This window comes from Rhizobium sp. 05L419 (genome assembly GCF_056397845.1).
In genome coordinates, this window is sequence record NZ_JBFTOF010000004.1 from 122,516 (window position 1) to 148,085 (window position 25,570).

At 59.1% G+C, this 25,570-nt stretch carries 25 protein-coding genes and 1 tRNA gene; 15 read left to right on the forward strand and 11 right to left on the reverse strand.

The genetic code is table 11. The annotated features are described in order from the left end of the window. Positions 1-36: 36 nt before the first annotated feature. Positions 37-1,002, reverse strand: a complete 966-nt coding sequence (locus AC1DMK_RS06615; RefSeq protein WP_477857842.1) for an Abi family protein — start codon at positions 1,000-1,002, stop codon at positions 37-39. A 257-nt stretch (positions 1,003-1,259) separates the two neighbouring features. On the opposite strand from AC1DMK_RS06615, the gene AC1DMK_RS06620 reads away from it, so the two are divergent. Continuing rightward, positions 1,260-1,661: a hypothetical protein gene (locus AC1DMK_RS06620; RefSeq protein ID WP_477857844.1), complete on the forward strand. Its 402-nt coding sequence runs from the start codon at positions 1,260-1,262 to the stop codon at positions 1,659-1,661. Positions 1,662-2,581: 920 nt separating this feature from the next. Beyond that, positions 2,582-2,752 carry a transposase gene (locus AC1DMK_RS06625; protein WP_477857845.1) on the forward strand — a complete coding sequence of 57 codons (171 nt, stop codon included), beginning with the start codon at positions 2,582-2,584 and terminating at the stop codon, positions 2,750-2,752. Positions 2,753-3,995: 1,243 nt separating this feature from the next. Here AC1DMK_RS06625 and AC1DMK_RS06630 read toward each other — a convergent pair. Both AC1DMK_RS06630 and AC1DMK_RS06635 read right to left on the reverse strand, forming a co-directional pair. Then, positions 3,996-4,310 (reverse strand): helix-turn-helix domain-containing protein, encoded by a 315-nt coding sequence (locus AC1DMK_RS06630; protein ID WP_477858138.1) that lies wholly within the window; start codon positions 4,308-4,310, stop codon positions 3,996-3,998. A 186-nt stretch (positions 4,311-4,496) separates the two neighbouring features. After that, positions 4,497-4,571: transfer RNA gene (locus tag AC1DMK_RS06635), tRNA-Gly, on the reverse strand. Between the two features lie 256 nt (positions 4,572-4,827). On the opposite strand from AC1DMK_RS06635, the gene AC1DMK_RS06640 reads away from it, so the two are divergent. The 4 genes from AC1DMK_RS06640 to AC1DMK_RS06655 all read left to right on the forward strand — a co-directional run bounded on the left by AC1DMK_RS06640 (position 4,828) and on the right by AC1DMK_RS06655 (position 7,326). Then, positions 4,828-5,337 carry a prolyl-tRNA synthetase associated domain-containing protein gene (locus AC1DMK_RS06640; protein WP_477857847.1) on the forward strand — a complete coding sequence of 170 codons (510 nt, stop codon included), beginning with the start codon at positions 4,828-4,830 and terminating at the stop codon, positions 5,335-5,337. 53 nt (positions 5,338-5,390) lie between these two features. Continuing rightward, positions 5,391-6,356, forward strand: a complete 966-nt coding sequence (gene trxA / locus AC1DMK_RS06645; protein ID WP_477857848.1) for a thioredoxin — start codon at positions 5,391-5,393, stop codon at positions 6,354-6,356. Positions 6,357-6,456: 100 nt separating this feature from the next. Beyond that, the gene (locus tag AC1DMK_RS06650; RefSeq protein WP_037059451.1) at positions 6,457-7,128 is read left to right on the forward strand and encodes an LON peptidase substrate-binding domain-containing protein; all 672 of its coding nucleotides are present in this window, start codon (positions 6,457-6,459) and stop codon (positions 7,126-7,128) included. 9 nt (positions 7,129-7,137) lie between these two features. Further along, positions 7,138-7,326 (forward strand): Trm112 family protein, encoded by a 189-nt coding sequence (locus AC1DMK_RS06655; RefSeq protein ID WP_037059073.1) that lies wholly within the window; start codon positions 7,138-7,140, stop codon positions 7,324-7,326. On the opposite strand, the gene AC1DMK_RS06660 is transcribed toward AC1DMK_RS06655, so the two are convergent. After that, positions 7,323-8,537, reverse strand: a complete 1,215-nt coding sequence (locus tag AC1DMK_RS06660) for a ubiquinone biosynthesis hydroxylase (RefSeq protein ID WP_037059082.1) — start codon at positions 8,535-8,537, stop codon at positions 7,323-7,325. The two genes, AC1DMK_RS06655 and AC1DMK_RS06660, sit on opposite strands and share 4 nt — an antisense overlap. Before the next feature lie 86 nt (positions 8,538-8,623). On the opposite strand from AC1DMK_RS06660, the gene tesB reads away from it, so the two are divergent. From tesB to AC1DMK_RS06690, 6 genes are all read left to right on the forward strand, one after another. Beyond that, positions 8,624-9,508, forward strand: coding sequence for an acyl-CoA thioesterase II (gene tesB, locus AC1DMK_RS06665; protein ID WP_477857850.1), 885 nt, complete (start codon positions 8,624-8,626; stop codon positions 9,506-9,508). A gap of 210 nt (positions 9,509-9,718) precedes the next feature. Further along, positions 9,719-10,069, forward strand: a complete 351-nt coding sequence (locus AC1DMK_RS06670; RefSeq protein WP_037059084.1) for a P-II family nitrogen regulator — start codon at positions 9,719-9,721, stop codon at positions 10,067-10,069. Between the two features lie 23 nt (positions 10,070-10,092). After that, on the forward strand, positions 10,093-11,457 hold the full coding sequence (locus AC1DMK_RS06675; protein WP_477857851.1) for an ammonium transporter: 1,365 nt from the start codon (positions 10,093-10,095) through the stop codon (positions 11,455-11,457). 242 nt (positions 11,458-11,699) lie between these two features. Then, a complete protein-coding gene (locus tag AC1DMK_RS06680) occupies positions 11,700-14,369 on the forward strand; it encodes an FtsK/SpoIIIE family DNA translocase (RefSeq protein WP_477857853.1) in 2,670 nt (889 codons plus the stop codon). 136 nt (positions 14,370-14,505) lie between these two features. Further along, positions 14,506-15,180, forward strand: coding sequence for an outer membrane lipoprotein carrier protein LolA (locus AC1DMK_RS06685; protein ID WP_037059088.1), 675 nt, complete (start codon positions 14,506-14,508; stop codon positions 15,178-15,180). 226 nt (positions 15,181-15,406) lie between these two features. Continuing rightward, on the forward strand, positions 15,407-16,210 hold the full coding sequence (locus AC1DMK_RS06690; protein WP_477857855.1) for an exodeoxyribonuclease III: 804 nt from the start codon (positions 15,407-15,409) through the stop codon (positions 16,208-16,210). 25 nt (positions 16,211-16,235) lie between these two features. Here AC1DMK_RS06690 and AC1DMK_RS06695 read toward each other — a convergent pair whose 3' ends face one another. Beyond that, positions 16,236-16,691: a cyclic nucleotide-binding domain-containing protein gene (locus tag AC1DMK_RS06695; protein ID WP_037059092.1), complete on the reverse strand. Its 456-nt coding sequence runs from the start codon at positions 16,689-16,691 to the stop codon at positions 16,236-16,238. Position 16,692: 1 nt separating this feature from the next. Continuing rightward, complete coding sequence (locus AC1DMK_RS06700) at positions 16,693-17,376, reverse strand: response regulator transcription factor (RefSeq protein WP_037059094.1); 684 nt, start codon at positions 17,374-17,376, stop codon at positions 16,693-16,695. Between the two features lie 142 nt (positions 17,377-17,518). Here AC1DMK_RS06700 and AC1DMK_RS06705 point away from each other — a divergent pair, with 142 nt between their 5' ends. Together AC1DMK_RS06705 and AC1DMK_RS06710 are read left to right on the forward strand one after the other, a co-directional pair. Beyond that, the gene (locus AC1DMK_RS06705; protein ID WP_196246727.1) at positions 17,519-18,067 is read left to right on the forward strand and encodes a L,D-transpeptidase family protein; all 549 of its coding nucleotides are present in this window, start codon (positions 17,519-17,521) and stop codon (positions 18,065-18,067) included. A 139-nt stretch (positions 18,068-18,206) separates the two neighbouring features. Then, the gene (locus AC1DMK_RS06710) at positions 18,207-19,037 is read left to right on the forward strand and encodes an aldo/keto reductase (RefSeq protein WP_477857857.1); all 831 of its coding nucleotides are present in this window, start codon (positions 18,207-18,209) and stop codon (positions 19,035-19,037) included. 52 nt (positions 19,038-19,089) lie between these two features. Here AC1DMK_RS06710 and AC1DMK_RS06715 read toward each other — a convergent pair whose 3' ends face one another. The 5 genes from AC1DMK_RS06715 to rplS form a co-directional block, all read right to left on the reverse strand. Next, positions 19,090-19,629, reverse strand: coding sequence for a SixA phosphatase family protein (locus tag AC1DMK_RS06715; RefSeq protein ID WP_477857859.1), 540 nt, complete (start codon positions 19,627-19,629; stop codon positions 19,090-19,092). Positions 19,630-19,750: 121 nt separating this feature from the next. After that, entirely contained in the window at positions 19,751-21,160 is a 1,410-nt protein-coding gene (gene leuC / locus AC1DMK_RS06720) for a 3-isopropylmalate dehydratase large subunit (protein WP_037059100.1), read from the reverse strand. Positions 21,161-21,402: 242 nt separating this feature from the next. Continuing rightward, positions 21,403-22,227, reverse strand: a complete 825-nt coding sequence (locus AC1DMK_RS06725; RefSeq protein WP_037059101.1) for an amino acid ABC transporter permease — start codon at positions 22,225-22,227, stop codon at positions 21,403-21,405. 19 nt (positions 22,228-22,246) lie between these two features. After that, positions 22,247-23,044, reverse strand: a complete 798-nt coding sequence (locus AC1DMK_RS06730) for a transporter substrate-binding domain-containing protein (RefSeq protein WP_037059103.1) — start codon at positions 23,042-23,044, stop codon at positions 22,247-22,249. Between the two features lie 154 nt (positions 23,045-23,198). Then, positions 23,199-23,741 (reverse strand): 50S ribosomal protein L19, encoded by a 543-nt coding sequence (rplS, locus tag AC1DMK_RS06735; RefSeq protein ID WP_037059104.1) that lies wholly within the window; start codon positions 23,739-23,741, stop codon positions 23,199-23,201. A gap of 344 nt (positions 23,742-24,085) precedes the next feature. Between rplS and AC1DMK_RS06740 the strand changes: the two genes are divergently transcribed. Then, positions 24,086-25,540, forward strand: coding sequence for an NCS1 family nucleobase:cation symporter-1 (locus AC1DMK_RS06740; RefSeq protein WP_477857862.1), 1,455 nt, complete (start codon positions 24,086-24,088; stop codon positions 25,538-25,540). The last annotated feature ends 30 nt before the right edge of the window (positions 25,541-25,570 follow it).

The following is a 25,570-nucleotide window of genomic DNA, read 5'->3' on the forward strand; positions in this document are numbered from 1 at the left end:
CTGTCGAGCCACGTCGCCGTGTATTAATTCGTACCGCTACGGTTGCCAGACCGGCTCCGCGAGCCAATTTCCGGGAAATCCGGCGTTCTGCATATTGATTGGAGGAAGGATAGGCAGGGTTTGCACATGAGTACGGAGGCGTTGCCCCCATTCGCTGCTAGGATTGATCACTTTCATCAAAACCTGAAGAATGAGCACTGCTGCATAAAGACGTGTCTTAGCTTGGGTATTCGCTTGGACGTGATCAACAAATGGCAATGACCCTGTGGCTGGCCATTTTGGATGATTGACCAGTGGCTTGTTCCAGAGGCGCGAATGATGAGCGCAAACGTTTCGAACGTCGTTCAAGCACCTCATCCAGCTTTCCAAAACCCGGCTGTCGTTGATCCCATAGTGATTTGCAATTTGATCGCGATCTTGGACCTGCAAACCGGCATACAGCCTTGAGAGAGAGCCAAATTCCCATAGTTCGACATCGATCCAGATCGGCGGATAGTCACCGGCATACTTCTGTTTAAAGTGTTTTGCAAAGTCCTCTCGCGAGTCTTGGAATTTCTTATCCTGCCTGCTCAACCACTCGTGATGCAATGTATCTGTCGAGTTTTTTGCCTGTCGGCGAGCAAAGTTACCATGGAGGTAACGAGGGTCGCGGTGGGCTCGCGGATTGTACTTTCCAATTAACAGCGCGACATCCGTTCTGATTGCGATTTCAACTCGCTCCAGCGCATCGAGCACAATCAGACGCAATTTCTTGTCAAATACGTACAGTGCCATGATGTCGGCAAACGTGACCTTTGGCCGAAAATCATCTTTAATTGAGTGAGAGCCGTCTGGGAGTATCTCAGATTGCCTGAACGGAAACCAGTAGGCGCTTAGACGATAATATCCTATGCGGGAAAGACACGCTTTCGCCTTAGGAAGGTCGGTAATAGACATTCCACGCGCTTGCAAGAGCGCAACCTGCTGATCGGTCGTCAGATAAGGTTTGGTGTAAACTGTCATCAACTTTTAAAATGAAGATCGACCCGTACAAAAAGTGCAAGCACTTAGTGAAGAGGGGCCGATCGTGTCGAGAACTGATATGATGCATCAATCCGCCATTAGCAAGGCGACAATCGAATCATCATTAAAATATGGTAGCAAACGAGTTGCTACCATATTGAAATACTCCGGTCAACAGGCATTGATGCCATTGAATTGACTGCGGTTTCACCGTATCAGATTAAACTGCAATGTGTTGCAAAAAAGATGGAAAATCGATGATCCTAGGCAAACGTGAGCGTCAGATCTTAGCGGAAATCGAGACCATTGAGGCTTACATAAAAGAATTAACTGTCAAGCGCGATCTGCTACAAGCCCAGCTTCTAGGTTCCCGTTCGATTGATATGGGAATTTCCGACGTAAATCGCAAGAACAGCGCGATACGAATAATGGTTGAATCGATTGTCGTTGACGCTTTGAAGACATCAAATGGGGCACTTCGATCGGCCGAGTTGCTGGAGATTTCGCGGAAGATCGATCACGATCTTAAAGGCTCCACTTTCAGAACGTATCTCCACCGGATGAAGGTAAAAGGCATAATTTGCCAAGCCGATAGGGTGGGCTATTGGCGGCTTTACCCTCAATTCAAGCCCCGCCTCAAGGTAATCGACGACTTTTGAACAGGTGGAGTTCGACTGGCCCAAGATTTCCGTAGTAGATCGTACAGATTTCTAACGGAGATCTCGTTCAAACTCAGTTCGAATAAATGTCTCAAGCGTCCGGACATCCGGAGAGTTCACGATGGGGTCGGCGCTGGACAGAAGCAACAGCAGTGCGGCGTCAATCTTCTTATTGGCGATAAGTGGCGGCGGTTCGTTCGGAAGGGAAAGCCTGAACTCGAACTTTGGTTGCCGTTGTCGAGCGACAACCTGATTTCATGGCGTGCCGCCATAACTATGTGATCGTCGGGCGACTGCGCTTTCCCTGCATGAACGCCACTCGCTACATTTGCAACATACTCAATAACGCTCTTTCTCGAGACCCAAGAACCCCTGAAAAACAGTACCTCCTGCTTACCAAAGCACTCTACGCTCAAGTCCATGCGCGCGTCTGGATCGAATGAGTTGAAACCGGCTGTCGAACCCTCGTGAGCTGCTAGGGCCATGACGTCTATCCCGAATATKCGAGTGCTTGCCCCGACGAAAACATGCGCTGGTCGGCTCCTGCTGGTGACGTAAATCGGTTTGAAATCCGGCGCGCTCACTGCGATTTTTCCTATCCGGGGGTTCGCAATTCGCGTCAGGGTGTTTTCCACCACACATCGTCGGAGAATGGCACTCATTCGCCGAACCTCACCTGGATCTGCCTCATCGGCAGCCAGAAGTCGCCGCAAGTATGCTAAGTCGTCGAGCATTGAGAGCGCGGCTTCTTTAGTTTCGTCGACAAGCTGCCGCTTCTTATCTTCAGGCATGGGTTTGCCCATTTGAACTCCTAAATAAACGTAAGCACCCGATTGGCACCGCCTGCCGGATAGCGCCTTGATGGCCTAAGACACGTCATTAGCGACGTCGTTAGCGACGTGTCTTAGGCGAGGTATGGGATGCGTGTCGAAATTCTTGGTCAGGAACGGCGGCGGCGTTGGGGTGACGAGAAGAAGCTCGACATTGTCATGTCGGTTGGGCTCGATGGTGCGACGGTCACTCAGGTTGCCCATCGACACGATGTGACCCGGCAGTTCAGATGGTCGCAATGGCACGATCACCGTCCTTAGAACGCCTGACAGCATGTCCGGTACCGGAGCGTTGTTCTGGCCGACGGCACCGCGGGGAACATAGCCTTTGGGCGCGCCGCTACGAGTGTTCTTGCTGAGAACCAGGAGCCGCCGGCTCCACCAGCGGTTACTCCAGCGATCGAGGGCGCTCCCGCCCAAATGACGGCCGCGCAACCATCCAGCCCGAGTTCGCCGACAACCAACTATCCTTCGACATTCGCGGCGTCGCCAGCGTCCGGTTCATCCTATTCCGGATCATCGAACAGGATCTACACCGGGAACTGCCCGACACCAGAAAGTCTGGACGCCGCAGGTCGTCGCTGTGGTGCTCGGAGCGCGGCGTCCAGGCCGGGCGGTTATCGCGGATATGGGAGTTGGACGCCGCCGCTCGCAGCTATGGGGAACCGTCAGTGTAAGAGGCTACTATCGAAAGAATGGAACATATGTTCGTAGCTACACGCGCCGTCGGTGATAGCGGACGCAGGAATCCTGTGGACAGCGCGAGATTTGGGCTCTTTCTGCAACCAGAAGATTCGATCTCACAGAGAGAATCGCTCAAATGGTTGGGTCGACACGTGAATCAGACGTGTCGACCCAATAGTGTAGCGGCCGGTTGGGGCTGCTGTGTGATCACCGCCGGACCATGAGTCATACGGCGGAAGCAGTCAAGGCCCGACCGGTTCTTTTGAAAAAAGGATCGAGCATGACCATGAAATATCCACAGCCATACAGGCTGACGTTTGGCGACGCCGTTGACGTCTGGCTCCGACATTGGGCCGGTGACTACCAGCACAAGATCGCGGCTGCATACGGCGTGAATCCGGGTCGGATAAACGAAGTCCTTAAGGGGCATAAACACCCCGAGAGTGAAGCTGTCGCCATGTCGAAAAGGAGTGCCGCCTGATGTCACAATGGCAAATAGCGCTCGTTCGTGAGCAAGGCGTCAATTTTGCTGTTGCGGCCGTCCGCGACCATGTGATCCACAACCAGCAAGAGGCGGAAGGGCTCATCACGGCCCTTAGCGTGAGGCTTTCACAACCTGTTGTATTGTTGGGCGCTCAGCGACATGAAACTTACGGGCGCCCGGACATAGTCCGCTTTATGCGAAACGTGCACCCGTCGCAACTTCCGTGGCGCCGGATGAAGCTGGCTGGCTAGAACGGACAGAGTTGGGCACAGACATGTGCTCAGCTCTTCGTCAAGCATCAGGCGCTATAACTCCATTTCGATGAGGAAGTGATTGTTAGCCAGCAGTGGCAACCGGCGCGTGAACGCGGACCCGACCGGTGCGGTCATGGGTTTTGCTTAGGCTGACGTCGATGTCGACGCCTAGGGCGGTCAGATAGTTCACCAACCTATCCACCGTAAAGCCTTCAAGCCTCCCACATGTAATGTTTGATACCTTTGCTTGATCGGTACCCAAGATGCTGGCGACCTGTTTTTGCGATCCGTCCGAAACACGAAGATTTTGCCGTTGTTCACCAGATACGCAGCGATCGGCAGCATTCCGGTTCGGAACTGGAATTCGGCGATCGATACGCCGTTGTATCCCTCCAATCGCGTACTCAGATCAGCCTCAGCTGCGGCTTGATGACCTACATTCGTCTGGCAACCGGCGGTCGCCAGCAAGGAAGATATCGCAAGGCAAAAACGAGCTCGTGCTGCCCCGGTGCTGTCCGAATAAGGTCGGACCCGACACGCAATCCGCCGAAGCGGAGTAACTTATTGATTTTCTTTGGAAAACTGGAGCGGGCGAAGGGATTCGAACCCTCGACCCCAACCTTGGCAAGGTTGTGCTCTACCCCTGAGCTACACCCGCTCAATCCACATCGGTCCGGGGTAGTTGTGAGGACCGTGGGCGCCACCTTGCGGCGACGGGCGCTATATCGCCCAAACGATTTTCAAATGCAACAGGGAAATGACGGAAACCCGAAGAAAAATTCGGCCGGGCTCGATCTGAGCGCCAAGAACGCAGCAAACGCGGGGAAAAGCGTCAAATGCGGGCGTTGCAAAAGACGCATGAGGGACGTAATCAGGGTGTCTTGCCGCTTTCCATGATGCAGACGGATCCTGAAATGACCGAGACGATGCCGAAGACCGCTGACGATTTGTTCGCTTTTCTCGATGGGCTGGGTGTAAAACACAGCACCAAGACTCATGCGCCGGTCTTCACAGTCGCCGAATCGGTGTCGCTGCGGGACGAAATTCCCGGCGGGCACACGAAGAATCTTTTCGTCAAAGACAAGAAGGATCAGTTCTTCCTTCTGACCGTCGAGGAGAACGCCGCCGTCGATCTGAAAACGGTGCATACGCTGATCGGCGCGGCAAGCAAGGTGTCTTTCGGCAAACCGGAGAAACTGATGGAGTATCTCGGCGTGGTACCGGGTTCGGTGACGGCTTTCGGCGCGATCAACGATTCGACCGGCAACGTCACCTTTGTGCTTGATGCGGACCTGATGAAGGAAGAGATCATCAATTGCCACCCGCTTTCCAACGACGCCACGACATCGATCGCAAGCGGTGATCTCGTTCGCTTCATGGAAGCGACCGGGCACAAGCCGCTTGTCTTGAAAGTGACGTCCTGACATACGATTTTAGCGCTAGAAAAGCCGGTTAGCCGGCGCGGCGGGAGAGACCTATGAGCGGCAACAACAATCCCTACAGCAATTCCTTTGGCCAGCTGTCTGCAACGGCAAGCTTCGGCGATGCATCGGTGCCATCACCAGACGGCCACATCAAGGACACGACGACGGCGACCTTTGCGAAGGATGTCATCGAGGAATCCCGCAACCAGCCGGTCCTGGTCGATTTCTGGGCGCCGTGGTGCGGCCCCTGCAAGCAACTGACGCCTGTCATCGAAAAGGTGGTCAACGAGAGCCAGGGGCGCGTCAAGCTCGTCAAGATGAACATCGACGATCATCCGTCGATTGCCGGCCAACTGGGTATCCAATCGATCCCGGCGGTCATCGCGTTCGTCGGCGGTCGGCCGGCCGACGGCTTCATGGGGGCGGTTCCGGAAAGCCAGATCCGCGAGTTCATCGATCGTATCGCCGGTCCCGCCGGTGCCGATCAGGCCGCCGAAATCGAAGCTGTCCTGAAGGAAGCGGACGGCCTTCTTGCCGCTGGCGACGTCAATGGCGCAGCGCAGCTCTACGGCGCCGTCATGGAGGCAGACCCGGACAACGCCAAGGCGCTTGCCGGCATGGCCGAATGCATGATCGCAGCCAATCAGCACGAGCGGGCGCGCGAGGCACTCAGCGATCTGCCGGAAGAGGTGGCGAAGGATGCCGCGATCCAGGCGGTCCTCAAGAAACTCGCGCAGATCGAGGAGGCCCGCAAGCTCGGGGATCCTGTGGCACTCGAGGATCAGCTCGCCCGCAACCCCGACGACCACGAAGCGCGCGTCAAACTGGCGAAGATCCGCAACGTCGAGGGCAAGCGTGACGAAGCGGCCGAACACCTTTTGTATATCATGCGCAAGGACCGCACGTTCGATGACGACGGCGCACGTCGCCAGCTCCTGCAGTTCTTCGAGGTGTGGGGGTTCAAGGACCCCGCGACCGTTGCGGCACGGCGCAAACTTTCCGCCATGCTCTTCTCCTAAGTTTGCGAGAATGGCCCTTGCGTTTTCGAGGGCGTACCCCACATTCCGTTAGTGCGGGCGCATGACGTTGCGCCTTGCCGATGATGCGGGACCAGCCTCTATGCAAGTGGGGAATGCACGATATCTGAAACCCGGCGATCTGCCTGACTCGATCGCCGTTTTCCCTTTGGCGGGCGCCCTTCTGCTGCCAACAGGGCAGCTGCCGCTCAATATTTTCGAGCCGCGCTATCTGGCGATGTTCGACGCTGCGCTGACGGGCAACCGGCTGATCGGCATGGTGCAGCCTGCGCTTGGAGATACAGTGGACAGGCACGGCGATGCCAATCTGGCGTCAGTTGGCTGCCTTGGCCGCATCACTTCGTTTGCGGAAACAGGCGACGGCCGCTACATCGTATCGCTCACCGGCATCTGCCGTTTCCGTCTGCTGGAACAGAAGGAAACGCATCAGCCGTTCCGCACATTCCGCATCGCGCCTTTTATCGCCGATCTGTCGGCACGCGACGAGGAGGATGCCGTCGACCGGGTAGCGCTTCTTGCCGCGTTCAAAGCGTATCTCGACGCCAACAAGCTCGAGGCCGACTGGGAGAGCGTGGAGCGTGCCAGCAACCTGACACTCGTGAACTCGCTTGCCATGATGTCGCCCTTTGGGCCGGCCGAGAAGCAGGCTCTGCTGGAAGCGCCCGACCTCAAGACCCGGGCCGAAACGCTTATCGCAATCACCGAGATCGTGCTGGCGCGCGTCTTCGGTGACTCCGACACTGTTTTGCAGTAAGGCCGTCGTATGGACGAGAAACTCAGCCGCGTCGATCCGAAGCTCCTGGAGCTCCTGGTCTGTCCCCTGACCAAGGGCCGGCTCATATACGATCGCGACCACGGCGAACTGGTGTCGGAAAAGGCACGTCTGGCCTATCCGATCCGCGACGGTATCCCGATCATGCTGGTGTCGGAGGCGCGGGAACTGGACGACTAGATCGCCTGGCCGGCAAGCAGGCGTGGATTGTCTTTCGCGGTCGTGCCGGCGGCCTGTCCGATGAAGAAGGATTTGAGGCCCGGCAGCCGGTCGACGATGCCGAGGCCGAAGTCGCGGGCGATCCGGATCGGCGCCAGGTCGTTGGAAAACAGCCTGTTGAGGACGTCGGTCGTGACCCCCATTCGGAAGGTGTCGAAGCGACGCCAAGCCTGGTAGCGCTCCAAGATGTTGATCGAGCCGATGTCGAGGCCCAGTCTGTCAGCCTCAACGATMGTTTCGGCAAGGGCTGCGACGTCCTTGAAGCCAAGGTTCAGTCCCTGGCCGGAAATCGGATGGATACCGTGGGCAGCATCGCCGGCAAGGGCAAGACGCGGAGCCACGAAGGCGCGCGCGAGGGTGAGGCCGAGCGGAAAGGCGCGCTTGTCTCCTACAACCTTCAGAGTACCGAGCTTGTGGCCGAAGCGGCGTTCCAGTTCCTCCTCGAAAATCAGATCGTCGGAATTGACCAGACGGTTTGCTTCCGCGGTCGGTTCCGTCCAAACCAGCGAGGAGCGGTTGTCCTTCAAGGGCAGGATGGCGAAGGGGCCGGCGGGCAGGAAATGTTCCTCGGCGCAACCGTTGTGCGGGCGCTCGTGCTCGACCGTCGTAACGATCCCCGATTGGCCGTAATCCCAGGACACTGTTTTTATTCCCGCCAGTTCGCGGACATGCGAGCGGACGCCGTCACAGGCGACCACTAGGCGGGCTTCCATCACCGTGCCGTTGGAAAGTGTCACTTCGGCATGTGTGTCGCCCGTCTTCAGTCCAGTGGCGCTGAGGCCGTGATGGATCTCGATGCCAAGGCGCTCGCAGGCGCCGCGCAATGCGCCGACCAGCGCAACATTGGGAACCATGTGCGCGAAAGGTCGGCCCTCGGTCACTTCGCCGTCGAAGGTGAGGAAGACGGGGCGCACGGGGTCGGCGGTTTTGGAATCGGTGACGATCATCTTGTTGATCGGCTGCGCGTCGGGTTCGATCTCGTGCCAGATGCCGAAGACCTCCAGCATCTTTGTTGCAGCAGCGATGACGGCGGAGGCCCGCATGTCCTTTTTCCAGACGCCTTCCGGTGCCGCCTCGACAATGGCGACGTCGAGATGAGGGGCGGCCTGCTTGACCGCCACGGCGGCGGAAAGACCGATATAACCCGCGCCAACAACCAGCATGTCCCGCATAGCGTCCAGTCCCGTTTCCTGCAAATATCGTATTGATCTATATAGATCATCGCTGCTGCACTTCCTACCGTCCGGAGCCATACAAAATGACGCGAGACACCGAAAAGCCGACGGCCATGGAAACGCTTCTGTCGACGCTCGATCTCGAGCCGATCGAAGTCGATATTTTCCGTGGCGTCAGTCCTCAGGTCGGCTGGCAGCGGGTCTTCGGCGGTCAGGTGATCGCGCAGGCGCTGATGGCGGCGCAGCGTACGGTGGAGCGCGAACGCCTGGTGCATTCGCTGCACGCCTATTTCATGCGGCCGGGCGATCCGTCGGTTCCGATCGTCTATCAGGTCGAGCGGATTCGCGACGGCTCAAGCTTCAACACGCGCCGCGTTGTCGCTGTCCAGCATGGAAAGGCGATCTTTGCGTTGTCGGCCTCGTTCCAGATCGAAGAGCCGGGCTTCGATCATCAGATCGCCATGCCCGACGTGCCGATGCCCGAGACACTTTTGGACGAACAGCAGATCGCCGCACAGTATCTGGTCGATGCCCCGGCGGCCATCCGCAAGTACTGGGAACGCGAGCGGCCCATCGAAATCCGGCCGGTCTCGCTCACGCATTACTTCTCCGGCAAGAAGCTCGATCCGTTCCAGCACGTGTGGGTGCGGGCGACCGGTGCTGTTCCCGACGACAGGCTCTACCAGGCGTCCATTCTTGCCTATCTTTCCGATATGACGTTGCTCGACACGTCGCTTTATCCGCATGGAACATCGATCTTCGATCATACGCTCCAAGTCGCCAGCCTCGATCATTCGATGTGGTTTCATCGCCCCACGCGCTTCGACGACTGGCTCCTCTATACGCAGGACAGTCCCTCTGCGTCCGGAGCGCGAGGCTTGACGCGCGGTAGCCTCTTTGCGCGAAATGGTGTCCTGATTGCGTCGGTGGCTCAGGAGGGGCTGATTCGTAAAAGAGCAGATGCGTAAAAAATGCGCATCTTTGTTCATTTGGGCGTTTTTTGAGCGATTATTGGGCAATCATTTGCCTGTTTATTGGCGCCCTCAATTATAGTTGTTATTTTTCAGTAACTTAATTTTCATTTTTGAATCTGGCACGCCCCTTGAATGTATATCGCCAGTCGCTGTTCGTAAACGTCAGCGGCAAGGAGAGTCGGCTCCGCGCCGAGGACAACAAGGATGGGAAACCAGATGAAAATTGTGATGGCCATTATCAAGCCGTTCAAGCTCGATGAGGTGCGCGAAGCCCTCACGGCGATCGGCATTCAGGGCCTGACCGTGACCGAAGTAAAGGGCTACGGGCGCCAGAAGGGACATACCGAAATCTATCGCGGCACCGAATATGCGGTCAGCTTCCTGCCGAAGCTCAAGATCGAAATCGCAGTCGCCAGCGAAATCGTGGAGAAGGCAGTCGAAGCCATCGCGTCGTCGGCCAAGACCGGCCAGATCGGCGACGGCAAGATCTTTGTCTATTCGATCGACCATGCGGTGCGCATCCGTACCGGCGAAACCGATTCAGAAGCGCTGTAAGGCCGAGCAAGGAGCTGTTTTCAATGTCCATTTCGAAGTTTACTTCCACCTACACGCGCCTTGCCGCCGCGTCCGCCGCGCTTCTGGCGCCGGTCGCCGCCTTCGCGCAGGACGCTGCCGCAACGGTCGCTCCTGCTGCCGCCGCTGCCCCTGTTCCTGACAAGGGCGATACAGCATTCATGTTCATCTCCACCCTGCTCGTCCTGTTCATGATCCTGCCAGGTCTTGCGCTGTTTTACGGCGGCCTCGTTCGCGCAAAGAACATGCTTTCCGTGCTGATGCAGTGCACGATGGTCGCTGCGGTCCTGATGCTGATCTGGGTCATCTACGGCTACTCCTTCGCTTTTGGCGGCTCCGACAGCCAATACTGGGGCGGCACGGCGAAGATGTTCCTCGCTGGAGTCACGAAGGATTCGACGGCTGCGACCTTCTCAAAGGGTGTCGTCATTCCTGAGTTTATCTTCGCACTGTTCCAGATGACGTTTGCGGCAATCACGCCTGCGCTGATCGTTGGTGCCTTCGCTGAACGCATCAAGTTCTCGGCTGTGGTGCTGTTCTGCGCCTTGTGGGCGACCTTCGTCTACTTCCCGATCGCGCACATGGTCTGGGATGCCAACGGCCTGCTCTTCAAGATGGGCGCGCTCGACTTCGCAGGTGGCACGGTCGTTCACATCAACGCCGGCGTTGCCGGTCTGATCGGTGCGATCATGGTCGGCAAGCGTACGGGCTTCGGCAAGGACATGATGGCTCCGCACTCGATGACGCTGACAATGGTCGGTGCATCGATGCTCTGGTTCGGCTGGTTCGGCTTTAACGCCGGTTCCAACCTGGAAGCTTCCGGCGGCGCTATGCTCGCAACGGTCAACACCTTCATCGCCACCGCTGCAGCCATCGTTTCATGGGCAGTTGTCGAAACCCTTACCCGTGGCAAGGCCTCCATGCTCGGTGGTGCTTCGGGTATGGTCGCTGGTCTCGTTGCGATCACGCCAGCTGCTGGCATCGTCGGTCCGATGGGCGCAATCATCATGGGCCTGATCGTTTCGCCGCTGTGCTACTTCTTCGTCTCCGTCGTCAAGAACAAGTTCGGATACGACGATACCGCTGACGTCTTCGGCGTCCACGGCATCGGCGGGATGTTCGGCGCTATTGCCACCGGCATCTTCGCTTCCGCATCGCTCGGCGGTGTCGGCTATGTCGAAGGTGTCACGATGGGTGGCCAGCTCGTCACCCAGCTGACTGCCGTCGCCACCACCATCGTATGGTGCGGCATCGGCTCGGCAATTCTCTACAAGCTCGTCGACGTTGTCGTCGGCCTGAGGGTGACGGTCGAAGCGGAGCGTGAAGGTCTCGACCTCGCAACGCACGGCGAAGCCGCCTACCACTCGTAAATAAAGGCTTGCGGCGTCCGTCACGGGCGTCCTCAAACACCCCGTTGCGGCGTGTTCGAAACGTTTAAGCCGCTTTGGCCCGGTCCCCAGAAAGGTCCGGGCCTTTTTATTTTTCGAATGCAAGATGTAAGGAGTGCATGGTTAATACGGCTTTAACCGTCGTTTGATTAGGTGGAGCGGACGCATTGGGCGCGAGGCGCGTTGGCGATTCGCACGCTTTCAGGCATTGGACGGGTACACACATGGCAAGAAGCACATCGCCAGCAATGGATGGCCGGCCGGACCGTTTCTCCCTATCGGGGTTCATGTTCCGGCAGGCGCAGACCCTTTTGGGCTTTGCCATCTTTCTGTTGCTTGCACTTGCGGTTGCGGCGCTCGCAACGTGGAACGTTGCCGATCCGAGCTATTCCTATGCGACCGGCAATGAGCCGACCAACATTTTAGGCTATGGCGGCGCGGCTTTTGCCGATATTCTCATGCAGTTTTTCGGGCTGGCCAGCGTCGTGGCGCTGCTGCCGGTGGTCGCTTGGGCGCTGGCGTTGATTTCCGGCCGCCGCCTCAGCCGGATTCCGGCGCGCGCCGCAGCATGGGGCGTGGGCTCCATACTGTCGTCGGCCGTCCTCGGTTGCTTTCCGCCGCCACTCACCTGGCCGATCCCGAACGGCATCGGCGGCGTCGTCGGCGATATGATCCTGCGCTTTCCGGCCCTGTTCGTCGGTGCTTATCCAACGGGTGCCTTCGCCACCGCGATCGGCAGCGTCCTTGCGGTTCCGACTGTCTGGATGATGCTGTTTGCCGCGGGCATCGTCGGGCGTACCGAGGAGGAGGAAGCGGAAGAGGAAGCCGAAAACTATGCCACCAGCCGCTCCAAGCTGCGTTCGGTGGGTGACGAGGACGAAGACGACGGAGACGGCGGCTGGCTCGCCTTCGGCGCCCTGACGCATGCCTGGTACATGAGCCAGGCCCGCTTGCGCCGCCTGCTCGGCATGGGCCCGCGCAAGCGCCGGCGGGAAGACGTCGAGTCACCCTACGATTTCAACGATGACGAGTTCGGCAAGCTGAACGAGCCTGTTCGCGCCAAGGCGCCGGCGACGCGCGGCGAACGGATGGAGCCTTCGATGGAACCGCGCGCTGCCTCGCAGCGCCGCATCGTTTCCGCACCGTCGATTTCGCTGAATGACGACGAGGATGACGGCTTGCCGTTCGACAACGACATGCCGCCGCGCCCTGCCGATATCCTGCCCGATGACGACGACGAATGGATGATGCGCGCGCCGGCGAAACCAGCGGGCGGAAGGCCGGAGCATCGCGTCGTGCAACCGTCCTCGCGTCCCAAGCCCGGCGCCCGCGTCGAACGCGAGCAGCAGAGTTCTTTCATTCGTCCCGAGGGCTTCCAGCTTCCGTCGATGTATCTGCTTGCTGAGCCGAAGAACGTCATTCGCGACTCCACTCTGTCAGCCGAAGCGCTGGAGCAGAATGCGCGTATGCTTGAGGGCGTGCTCGAGGATTTCGGCGTCAAGGGCGAGGTCATCCACGTGCGTCCCGGCCCTGTCGTCACGCTCTATGAGCTGGAGCCCGCCCCTGGGATCAAGTCATCCCGCGTCATCGGCCTTGCCGACGATATCGCCCGCTCGATGAGCGCGATCGCCGCTCGCGTCGCCGTCGTTCCCGGTCGCAACGCGATCGGCATCGAACTGCCGAACGCCACGCGCGAGACTGTCTATTTGCGCGAACTCATCGCTTCGCGCGATTTCGAAGGCTCCAAGGCGAAGCTCGCCATGGCGCTGGGCAAGACGATCGGCGGCGAAGCCGTCATTGCGGATCTCGCCAAGATGCCGCATCTTCTGGTCGCCGGTACGACAGGCTCGGGTAAATCTGTCGCCATCAACACCATGATCCTCTCGCTGCTCTATCGTTTGACGCCCGAGCAGTGCCGCCTGATCATGATCGACCCCAAGATGCTGGAACTCTCCGTCTACGACGGCATCCCGCATCTGCTCTCGCCTGTCGTCACCGATCCGAAGAAGGCTGTCGTGGCCCTCAAGTGGACCGTCCGCGAGATGGAAGAGCGCTACAAGAAGATGTCGAAGATCGGCGTGCGCAACATCGACGGCTTCAACAGCCGTGTCGAGCAGGCGCTCTCCAAGGGCGAGGTGATCTCGCGCACCGTCCAGACCGGCTTCGACCGCCACACCGGCGAGGCGATGTACGAGACGGAAGAGTTCGACCTGCAGCCGATGCCCTACATCGTCGTCATCATCGATGAAATGGCCGACCTGATGATGGTTGCCGGCAAGGACATCGAAGGCGCGGTGCAGCGCCTGGCGCAGATGGCGCGTGCCGCCGGCATCCACGTCATCATGGCGACCCAGCGTCCCTCCGTCGACGTCATTACCGGCACGATCAAGGCAAACTTCCCGACCCGCATCTCCTTCCAGGTCACTTCGAAGATCGACAGCCGCACGATCCTTGGCGAGCAGGGTGCCGAACAGCTGCTCGGCATGGGCGACATGCTCTATATGGCAGGTGGTGGCCGCATCCAGCGCGTGCACGGGCCGTTCGTGGCCGACATGGAGGTCGAGGAAATCGTCTCCTATCTCAAGACGCAGGGGTCGCCGCAGTATCTCGATGCCATCACCGCCGACGACGATGAAGACGGCGATTACGGCGGGGGACCGTCGGGCACGTCAAACCTTGCGGATTCCGAGGATCCTTACGATCAGGCCGTTGCAATTGTTCTGCGTGACGGAAAGGCCTCGACGTCGTATATTCAGCGCAGGCTGGGTATCGGCTACAACAGGGCCGCGTCGCTGATCGAGCGCATGGAGCAGGAAGGCATCATCGGGCCGGCCAACCATGCCGGCAAGCGCGAGATTCTCGTTCCGACCGAGGGTGACATTCTCGACCGCTGAAGTCCGGAATATTTTCGCGAAACCGGACTTCACGGAAACCTGATCGCTCCGAAACCGTTACCTTGCCGCAGGCCCGTGAATGCGCCATCAAGACGCCGTGTTTCAGCAGCATTCAGATTGCATAAAGGAGACTTAGATGACCAACTCCGATTCCTTCCTGGACCGCATTTCGCTGACCCGGCGCCACATGATGGGCGCCATGGCTGTCGCTGCGGCCTCGACCGCGATACCGTTAAGCGTCTTTGCACAGGCGGCCGCCGCAGCGTCCAACAACAGGACCGCTCAGGCGATTGCCGACCATTTTTCAAGCGTCGGCACGATGCAAGGCGAATTCGTGCAGTTCGGCCCGCGTGGCGAACAGACCGGCGGCAAATTCTTCATCCAGCGCCCGGGCAGGCTGCGCTTCAACTATGACGACCCGTCGCCCATCCGCGTCATCGCTGACGGCAAGAACGTTGCGATCGGCAAYATGAAGCTCAAGACGTGGGACCTCTATCCCCTGTCGAAGACGCCGCTCAGCCTGCTTCTGGCGCAGCGCATCGATCTTTCGGCAGGCTCGGTAAAGAGCGTCAAGGAGGAGTCCGATCTCACCACCATCGCTCTCGGCAACAATACGGTCTTCGGCAATTCGACAATCACGATGATGTTCGACCCCAAGACCTACGATCTCCGGCAGTGGACGATCACGGACAACCAGGGCAAGGACACGTCGGTCATGGTGTTCAATGTGAAGACGGGCATGCAGTTCGACGACAAGGTCTTCAGGGTGCCCTACGAGGTTATTCCGGGTACTGCCGCCTACCGCGATTGATTTGCGTTCACGCGATCTCTGACGCCCTGCGATCGCAGGGCGTTTTTCTTTGCGCCTTTGCGTTCCATCCTGCGTGGCTTTGTTCCAGAGCATTTCAGCATTTCTTCGAACCCGCCAAAACGCTCTATCTTTTTGTCTTTACGCCATTTCGGACGCAAAACCGCTATGCACTTTTGCTGGAATTGCTCTAAAGCCATCGTCGCAATACGGATTTGAAAGGCAGCCGATGAGTTTCTCCATTGCCACCTGGAACATCAATTCGGTGCGGCTGCGCATGCCGATCGTCGAGCAACTCGTTCTCAAGCATCGACCGGACATTCTTTGCCTGCAGGAAACCAAGGTGCCGAACGAATTGTTTCCCGCAGCACCGCTGCGCGCCATGGGCTACGACCACATCATCATCCACGGTCAGAAAGGCTATCATGGCGTCGCCATCGCCTCGCGCTTTGCGCTGACGGAAGACCACAGGCAGGATTATTGCCGCGTTGGCGATGCCCGCCACATCTCCGCGGTTTTTGAGCGCGGGGGCCGCCGCATCCGCGTTCACAACTTCTATGTGCCAGCGGGCGGCGACGAACCCGACCGGTCCATCAATCCGAAGTTCGGCCACAAGCTCGATTTCGTCGAGGAGATGAAGCAGCTCAAGGCCAATGGAGAGGCCAATACCTCTTCCATTCTCGTGGGCGATCTGAACATCGCCCCCCTCGAACATGACGTCTGGTCGCACAAGCAGCTACTCAAGATCGTCAGCCACACGCCGGTCGAAACCGACGGCTTGCTCGATGTCATGAAGCGCGGTGCTTGGCTAGACTTGATGCGTCAGCATGTTCCGGCGAACGAAAAGCTCTATACGTGGTGGAGCTACCGGGCCAAGGATTGGCAGGCCGCCGACCGGGGCCGGCGCCTGGACCACATCTGGTCGTCGCAGGACCTCGGGCCGCACCTTCAGCGCATCGAAATTCTCAAGGAAGCCCGCGGTTGGGAGCGGCCGTCCGATCATGTGCCAGTGACTGCTCATTTCGATCTCTAGGGCCGGCTTCGGTCTTCGGGAACTGTCAGGCGAAGCGATGAAGCTCGGCGGCGGCCTTGGCCGCGAGCGCAGCGATATTGTCGCGGATGCGGTTTTCGATCAGCTGCGCGGCTTCAGGATATTCTTCGATCAGCCGGTGGAACAGTGCCCGTGTGATGCGGATGATGCTCGTATCCTCCCTGGCGACTGCGGTGAACTTGCGCTCTACCAGAGTGATGAGCGCAAGCTCCGAAAGCATCGTTCCGGCGCCCACGATCGCCTCTACCACTTTCTGTTCGTTCCGACCGGTGCGGCTGAGCTCGACGCTGCCGGTCAGGATGACATAGGCGCCTTCGGCGGGGGAGCCTTCGCGAAACAGTAGCTGTCCGCCTGATATTGCCCGTCGATCCGCGCCAAACGCGATCAGCCGTAGCTGATCTTCTGACATCTCTTTGAAAAGCGGCAGCTGCGAAAGCAGGCGGATATCGTCGTTGAGTGCCATCTTACGGTACGATCTTGTAGCCGCCGTTTTCCGTTACCAGAATTTCGGCGTTGGATGGATCGCGCTCGATCTTCTGCCGCAAGCGGTACACGTGCGTTTCGAGCGTATGCGTCGTGACGCCGGAATTGTAGCCCCAGACTTCCTCGAGCAGGACATCGCGGGTGACGACCTTCTGCTCGGCACGATAGAGATAGCGGATAATCGCCGCCTCTTTTTCCGTCAGACGGATCTTTTGGCCGTTGTCGGTCGTCAGCAGCTTCTGGCTTGGCTTGAACACATAGGGGCCAACGTTGAAGGTGGCGTCTTCGCTCTGCTCGTGCTGGCGTAGCTGCACGCGAATGCGGGCAAGAAGGACGGCAAACCGGAATGGCTTCGTGACGTAATCATTGGCACCTGCTTCGAGGCCAAGGATCGTATCGGAATCCGTATCGTGTCCCGTCAGCATGATGATGGGTGCCTTCAGGCCGCCCTTGCGCAGAAGCTTCACGGCTTCGCGGCCATCCATATCGGGCAGCCCGACGTCCATGATCAGGAGATCGATCGGCGTCGCGCGTGCGCGTTCCACGCCCTTGGCGGCCGTCGTTTCCTGCAAAACAGAAAACTCGTCATAGAGCGAAAGCTGCTCCGTGAGGGTTTCGCGAAGGTCGTCGTCATCGTCCACCAACAGAATGGTGCGTGCGGTCATGCGGCTCTGTCCTCGCCATCTGGTTCCATAGTCCTACGCCACTTTCGATCGTTGGCAAAGATCAAGAGACCAAGCTGTTGTCGTATATGGTGCTATATGATTTCAATCATCGCCCAAGCAATTGCGAAAACACGTGAGAAAGATGGAAAAAACAAGGCAACGCCGATGTATACAGTCAACGATCATCACCGTACGACCCGCGCCGGGTCAGAAAAGCCGGGCGTTGGTCCAATTCGGTGCAATCGTGGTGCCTGCTGCAATCGGTCGCTCGGGCCGAACCGTGTTGAAACGCGAGGGTGATGGCGCAACGCCGATCGCGTCGATGAAGCTGCTTTTCGGGTTCCGACGCGGCGAGCGGCCATCGCGCCTCCAAACGCTGCTTCCGATTCGCCGCATCCGCAAAGACATGCTGTGGTGCGATCAGCCTGACGATCCCAACTACAACCGCCTCGCTAAGTCACCGTTTCGGCCGAGCCATGAAGAGATGAAGCGCGGCGACGGACTTTACGACGTTTGCCTGGTCATGGACTGGAACGTCACCTCACGTGCGCGCAACCGCGGCTCTGCCATTTTCTTTCACCTGATCAAGCCGGGCTACGAGCCGACCGCGGGATGCGTCGCAATTCATCCGCGCGATATGCGCCGCCTCTTGCCGTTCATACGCAGGGGGACGGTGGTTCGCGTTGTGTGACGTCGGGGGTGATAATCGGGAGGCGATGACCTATATGCGTTTCGACCTGCGCGCGGGCTGAGATACGCGCAGGCACATCAGCGGGAGACCGCTGACCGAACACGCCCGGTGCAATTCGTTGAGCTTTCGGAGACATATTGTGGCACAGCAATCCATCATCACTTTCCACGACGGCCATTCCATTCCTCAGCTCGGCCTCGGCGTCTGGCGGACGCCCGATGATATTGCCGCGCCCACGGTGCGCACGGCGATCGAGGCCGGATATCGCCATGTCGATACAGCCGCGGTCTACGAAAATGAGGTCGGTGTGGGCGAGGGCATCCGCACCTCTGGCATCGACCGCAAGGATATCTTCCTGACGACCAAGCTCTGGAACGACGACCAGGGCTATGATTCGACGCTGAAGGCCTTCGACAAGAGCCTGAAGCGGCTAGGTACCGACTATGTCGATCTCTACCTCATTCACTGGCCGGCACCGACGCGCAACCGCTATGTCGATAGCTGGAAGGCCTTGGCCAAACTGAAGAAGGAAGGTCGCGCCCGTTCGATCGGCGTATCGAACTTTTATCCCGAGCACATCGATCGGTTGATTTCCGAAACCGGCGTCGTTCCGGTCATCAACCAGATCGAGCTGCATCCGGACTTTCAGCAGAAGGCAGCTCAAGCAGCACACGAGAAACTGAACATCGCCACCCAGTCCTGGAGCCCGCTTGGCCAGGGAAAGCTCATCGATCATCCGGTGATCGGCGATATCGCCAGGAAGCATGGCAAGACGTCCGCGCAGGTCATCATCCGCTGGCATTTGGATAGCGGTCTCGTCGTTATTCCAAAGTCGATAACGCCGTCGCGCATCGAGGAGAATTTCAAGGTCTTCGACTTCAAGCTCGACGGCGACGACATGGCGTTGATCGCCAAACTCGACAATCATGGAGCCCGTATCGGGCCAGACCCGAAGACGGCGACATTCTGAGACGCGAGACGGGCGGCGCCAAGCCGCCCCCTGTCATTGATGGTACCTGCATTCAGGCGAGCATGCGCGGCGTCACGAAACGCTCCAGCTTCCCGCATCCCGGTGAGAGATCTTTCCAACTATCCGCCTCGAAGGCGAGTACCGCGAGGCTGCCAGTCGAGAATTTTTCCGACATGCGTCTGCGCGCATCGGAATCGCCTGTGCCGACGAGGCCCTCCGCGAAGTCTGCCAAACCGGGATTGTGCCCGACCAACATAATTGTCCGGATCGCCGGATCAACGTTGACGAGGATGCCGGCCATGCGGGCTGCCGAGGCTGCATAAAGCTCCGGTACGTCGCGCCGAGAGGTTGGGGGCAGTGATCTTGCCACGAGCCCCCATGTTTCCTGCGCGCGTCGCGCGGTGGAGACGAGGACGAGGTCTGGCAGCAGCATTTCGTGGGCCATATAGGCCCCGATCAGCGGCGATGCCTTCTGCCCACGCTCCGCCAGTGGACGGTCGTGATCAGCGACATCCGGCGGCCAGGCGGATTTCGCATGGCGCAGAAGAAGAAGACGCCGCCATTGCGGCGCGCTGGTGCTTGACGCATCCATGTCGCTCACCCGAACAAACAACAGGCAAACAGTCGCGTGACGTATTGTGGCACCGAATGCGGGTCATGTCTTGCGAAGACGGATGGCTTCCCTCACCGATGGGCGAGGGAAGCATATTGCGTCAATTCCACTCGCGGATATCGACGAAGTGGCCAGCGATCGCGGCTGCGGCGGCCATCGCGGGAGAGACAAGGTGCGTGCGGCCCTTGAAGCCCTGGCGGCCTTCGAAGTTGCGGTTGGAGGTCGATGCGCAACGTTCGCCCGGCTTCAGGCGGTCGTCGTTCATGGCCAGGCACATGGAGCAGCCCGGTTCGCGCCAATCGAAGCCCGCATCCTTGAAGATCTTGTCGAGGCCTTCGGCTTCCGCCTGTTCCTTCACGAGGCCGGAGCCCGGAACGATCATGGCGTTGACGGTCGAGGCAACGGTCTTGCCTTCGACAACCTTGGCGGCTGCCCGCAGATCCTCGATGCGGCCGTTGGTGCACGAGCCGATGAAGACGCGATCAACAGCGATGTCGGTGATCTTGGTGCCCGGCTTCAGCCCCATATAGTCCAGAGCGCGCCACTTCGAGGTGCGCTTCGTCTCGTCCTTGATCTCGTCCGGGTTCGGAACGATGCCCTGAACCGAGATGACGTCCTCGGGCGAGGAGCCCCACGAGACGATCGGCGGCAGTTCCGCGGCGTTCAGCGTGACGACGCGGTCGTAGTGGGCGCCTTCGTCCGATGTCAGCGTCCGCCAGTAGGCGATCGCCTGCTCCAGCGTTTCGCCCTTCGGAGCGCGCGGCTTGCCCTTGATGTATTCGAAGGTGATGTCGTCAGGCGCGATGAGGCCGGCGCGGGCGCCGCCTTCGATCGACATGTTGCAGACGGTCATGCGGCCTTCCATCGACAGTGCGCGGATGGCTTCGCCCGCATATTCGATGACGTAGCCGGTCCCGCCTGCAGTGCCGATTTCGCCGATGATGGCGAGAACGATGTCCTTGGCGGTGACGCCGGCCGGCAGCTTGCCGTCGACCTGCACCAGCATATTCTTCGCCTTCTTCTGGATCAGCGTCTGGGTGGCGAGAACGTGCTCGACCTCAGACGTGCCGATGCCATGGGCGAGGGAGCCGAAAGCGCCGTGGGTCGAGGTGTGGCTGTCGCCGCAGACGATCGTCATGCCGGGCAGGGTGAAGCCCTGTTCCGGCCCGATGATATGCACGATGCCCTGGCGCTTGTCGTTCTCCGAGTAGTACTCGACGTTGAACTCGGCGGCGTTGATGGCAAGCTGCTCGACCTGGATGCGGCTTTCCTCGTTCTTGATGCCGAGATGGCGATCGGGCGAGGTCGGGACGTTGTGATCGACGACGGCGAGCGTCTTCTCAGGCGCGCGAACCGTGCGGCCGGTCATGCGCAGGCCTTCGAAGGCCTGCGGCGAGGTGACCTCGTGGACCAGATGGCGATCGATGTAGAGAAGACAGGTGCCGTCCGGCTGTTCATCGACCAGGTGGTCGTCCCAGATTTTGTCGTAGAGGGTACGCGGTGCGCTCATGGCAGTGGGTCCGTTTTTGGATGCGTATGGAGAATGGAGTTTGGCGGACAGGTCCGCCCGGCCGTCATTCGATCAACGAAGTCGGCTGTTGAGCGCACCGGAAACGGTTGCAAAGAAGCGTGCCGGCAGGCGATAATGATCCTGCAGCACGAAAATATGCGCCCCAATGCACTTGAACTTGGATTCCATGAGCCGTCACATATCAATTTTTGGCGACGGCGGCAATTCTAAACATCAAGCCGCTATCTCCGGTCCTTCCCGCGCATCCGCTTCTCCACCTGCCTTAGGGCAAGCGACAATCCGATCGTCAGGATGAGGTAGATATAGGTGACGATCGAATAGGTTTCAAAGAAGCGGAAGGAGCCGGAGGCGTAGATTTTGCCCATCTGGGTGATGTCGGAAACGCCGAGTACGGAAACGAGCGATGAGTCCTTGACCATGGCCACGAAGTCGTTGGAGAGCGGCGGGAAGATGACCTTGATCGCCTGCGGAAAGACCACGAGGCGGAAGCGTTGGTAGCGCGACAGGCCGAGTGCCTTGGCTGCCTCGATCTGCCCGTGATCGACGGACTGGATGCCGGCGCGAAAGACCTCGGCGATGAAGGAGGAGTAGCCGATCATCAGCGCGATGATTGCCCGCCACATCAGCGAGAACTCGCGTACCAAGACAGGTTCGAAGAGGCCGGCGCGAACCAGCGGCGTGGTCGCGAAATTGTAGGCGGCGACGATTGCGGGCGCGCCGACGAACGCGACATAGAACAGCAGCACCAGCATCGGCACGCCGCGGATGACCTCGATGTAGAAGCGCGAGATCTGGCGTAGCACGACGCTGTCGGAAAGGCCGAGAAGGGCGATGCCGAGGCCAAGCGCGATCGCCAGGGAAAAACCCACCAGGGTGACGAAAACGGTGATGCCGACGCCGTTGAAGACGGTGCGGAAAACCTGCGCGTAGATGTCGTTGGTGACGATGACGGCGGCAAGGACAATGCCGACGACAACAAGGGCGACCAGCCACCAAGGGTAGTCGCCCTTACTATGTTTGCCGGGGGCCGGCTGAGGCGCTAGCACAGGGGAGCTGAAGAGCGGATCATTGACCCATCTTGTAATCGAGGAACCACTTCTTGTTCAGCGCATCGAAGGTGCCGTCGGCTTTCAGGCTTGCGATCGCGGCGTTGAGCGGAGCGACCAGGTCGGAGCCCTTCGGGAAGATGAAGCCGAAGTCCTCGGTGCCGAGCGGGCCGCCGATGACCTTCAGGCCGCCGTTGGAGGCATCGACATAGCCCTTGGCCGCAACGCTGTCGGTCAGCACGACGTCGACGTCGCCGGCCTTCAGCGCCTGGACGGTGGCGCCGAAGGTTTCGAAGAGCTTGATGCGCGGGTTCTGCTCGTTGCCGTCGAGGATCTCGTAGACGGCGGTGTAGAAGGGTGAGGTGCCTGGCTGCGCGCCGACGAGGCCGTCGTTGAATGCGCCGAAGGTCTTGGCGTCCGTGAAGCGGCTTTCATCGCCGCGCACCAGCATGAACTGCTGCGAGCGCAAGTAGGGGTCGGAGAAATCCACCTTGGCCTTGCGGTCGTCCTTGATGGTGATGCCGGTCATGCCGATGTTGTACTGGTTGTCGGAGACAGCCTGGATCATCGCGTCCCAGCTGGTGTTCTGGTACTCGACCTTGAAGTTCAGCCGCTTGGCGATCTCGTTCATCGCGTCATATTCCCAGCCTATGGCCTTGCCGGACTTCGGATCGACGAACTGCAGCGGCGGGTAGGCATTCTCGGTGACGACGACAACCGGCTTGCCCTTGAGGTCGGGGAGATCGGCGGCAAAGGTCGCCAGCGGCGAAAGAACAAGAGCGGTCAGTCCTGCGAGGACGGTGCGGCGGAACGTCATTTTGAAAAAGTCTCCCCGAATTGTGGCTGGCGGAAAACTGTCATAGTTGCAAAGTGGATGGCAAGGGCAATTGCCCAAGGCAAAAGGTCCAAAAACAGAAAAGGCGGCCCGAAGACCGCCTTTTCGCGCAAAGAATTTTGCGTCAGCGCAGAACTTATTCTGCTGCCGGTTCCGCAGCAGCTGCGGCCGCTGCTTCGGCAGCCGCCTTGGCTTCTGCGGCTTCCTGTGCTGCCTTTTCGGCTGCGAGCGCCTGAGCTGCTGCAACCTTTTCGGCTTCCAGGCGTGCCTTTTCCTCGGCGATAGCGGCGCGCTCGGCGTCGTTGAGCTTGCGGGCGCGAACGCCGGTGTCTTCAACGATACGAGCAGACTTGCCGCGACGGTCGCGCAGGTAATAGAGCTTCGCGCGACGGACCTTACCGCGGCGAACGACGTCGACGCTTTCGATCATCGGGGAGTAAACCGGGAATACGCGCTCGACGCCTTCGCCGTAGGAAATCTTGCGGACCGTGAAGTTTTCCTGCAGACCGCCGCCGGAGCGTGCGATGCAGACGCCTTCATAGGCCTGAACGCGGGTACGGGTGCCTTCCGTGACCTTCACGTTGACGCGGACGGTGTCGCCCGGGGAGAATTCCGGAAGCGTGCGCTTGGCTTCGATCTTGGCGACCTGTTCGGCCTCAAGCTGCTGAATGATGTTCATGACTCAACCTCTTTGTTGGTTCAACAGCCAGAGCGCTCTAAACGATCTATCCTTGGTCAGGCCGCAGATATTTGCCGGTAAGGGCAGGAGCGAATTCGTCTGTCTTTCTTTGCTTGGTTGATGGGAAATTTCCCATTCCGGGCGTGCGCATACCCTATTGCGCGGGCTTTGTCACCCCTTGCGGCGCAAATTTCATTGTCCGAAGGCGGCGACRGCATGGTGCCGTCACGCAGGAACGGCATCAAGTCTGTGCATTATTTGATTAAATATTTGTCAAATGCACAAGATGACAGCACACTGGATTGTGGCCATTTTGTGGTCTTGGGAGATCGGAGAGGGGAATCATGACAATCAGCAATCCATCGCCCTCGTTGCATAACGAGGACTTGGCGCCCGCCAGGGAGAGGAAGTGGGGCGCCTTCAGCATCTTCAATGTGTGGACGTCAGACGTCCACAGCCTATGGGGCTACTATCTGGCTGCGAGCCTTTTCCTGCTCTGCGGCAGTTTCATCAACTTCGTGCTCGCCATCGGCATCGGGTCGCTGGTGATTTTTTTCCTGATGAGCCTCGTCGGCAATGCTGGCGTCAAGACCGGCGTTCCGTTCCCGGTGCTTGCGCGTGCCTCATTCGGCACGTTCGGAGCCAATGCGCCGGCGCTCGTGCGTGCCGTCGTCGCCTGCTTCTGGTACGGTGCGCAAACGGCGGCGGCATCAGGCGCGATCGTTGCGCTCCTGATCCGCAACGAGAGCCTTCTTGCCTTCCAGCAGAACAATCATCTCTTCGGCCATTCGACGCTCGAGGTCATCTGCTACGTGATTGTCTGGTCGTTGCAGCTGCTGATCATCCAGCGCGGCATGGAGACCGTCCGCAAGTTTCAGGATCTGGCCGGCCCTGCCGTTTGGATCATGATGCTTGTTCTCGCCGTCTATCTCGTGATCAAGGCAGGTACCTTCTCCTTCGGCAGCGAGATCCCGCGCGACGTGCTGCTCGAGAAGACGAAGGATGCCGGCATTCCGGGAGAGCCGGGTTCGCTTCCCGCGCTTGCCGCCGTTGCCGCGACCTGGATCACCTATTTTGCAGCGCTCTACCTGAACTTCTGCGATTTTTCGCGCTACGCCAAGGACGTCAAGACGTTGCGCAAGGGCAATCTCTGGGGCCTGCCGATCAACCTGATCGCGTTCTGCCTCGTGGCTGGGGTGACGACGACGGCGGCGTTCACGGTCTATGGCGAAGTGCTCCTGCATCCTGAAGCGATCTCTGCGAAATTCGATAGCTGGTTCCTGGCACTGCTGGCGGCGCTTACCTTCGCCGTCGCGACGCTCGGCATCAACGTGGTCGCGAATTTCGTCTCGCCGGCCTTCGACTTCTCGAACGTCTTCCCGCGGCAGATCAGCTTCAAGCGCGGCGGCTATATCGCCGCTCTGATCGCGCTTTTGCTTTATCCGTTCGCACCATGGGAGACGGGTGCCGCCCACTTCGTCAACTTCATCGGCTCGACCATGGGGCCGATCTTCGGGGTGATGATGGTTGACTACTATCTGATCCGGAAGGGCGAGTTGAACGTCGCGGCGCTCTACCAGGAGAACGGCGAGTTCCGGTTCCAGGGTGGCTGGCATGTGAATGCTTTCATTGCATTCGCGATCGGCTCGCTGTTCTCCTCCATCCTTCCGACCTTCACATCGTTCCTGCCTGACTGGTGGGGCACCTATGGCTGGTTCTTCGGCGTCGGCATCGGCGGTGGGGTCTATTATCTGTTGCGCATGGGCGCGCGGCGATCCGTCGTCGGCGCTGCCACCTGAAATCGGCAAACCTCCGGCTTCGGCCTGACC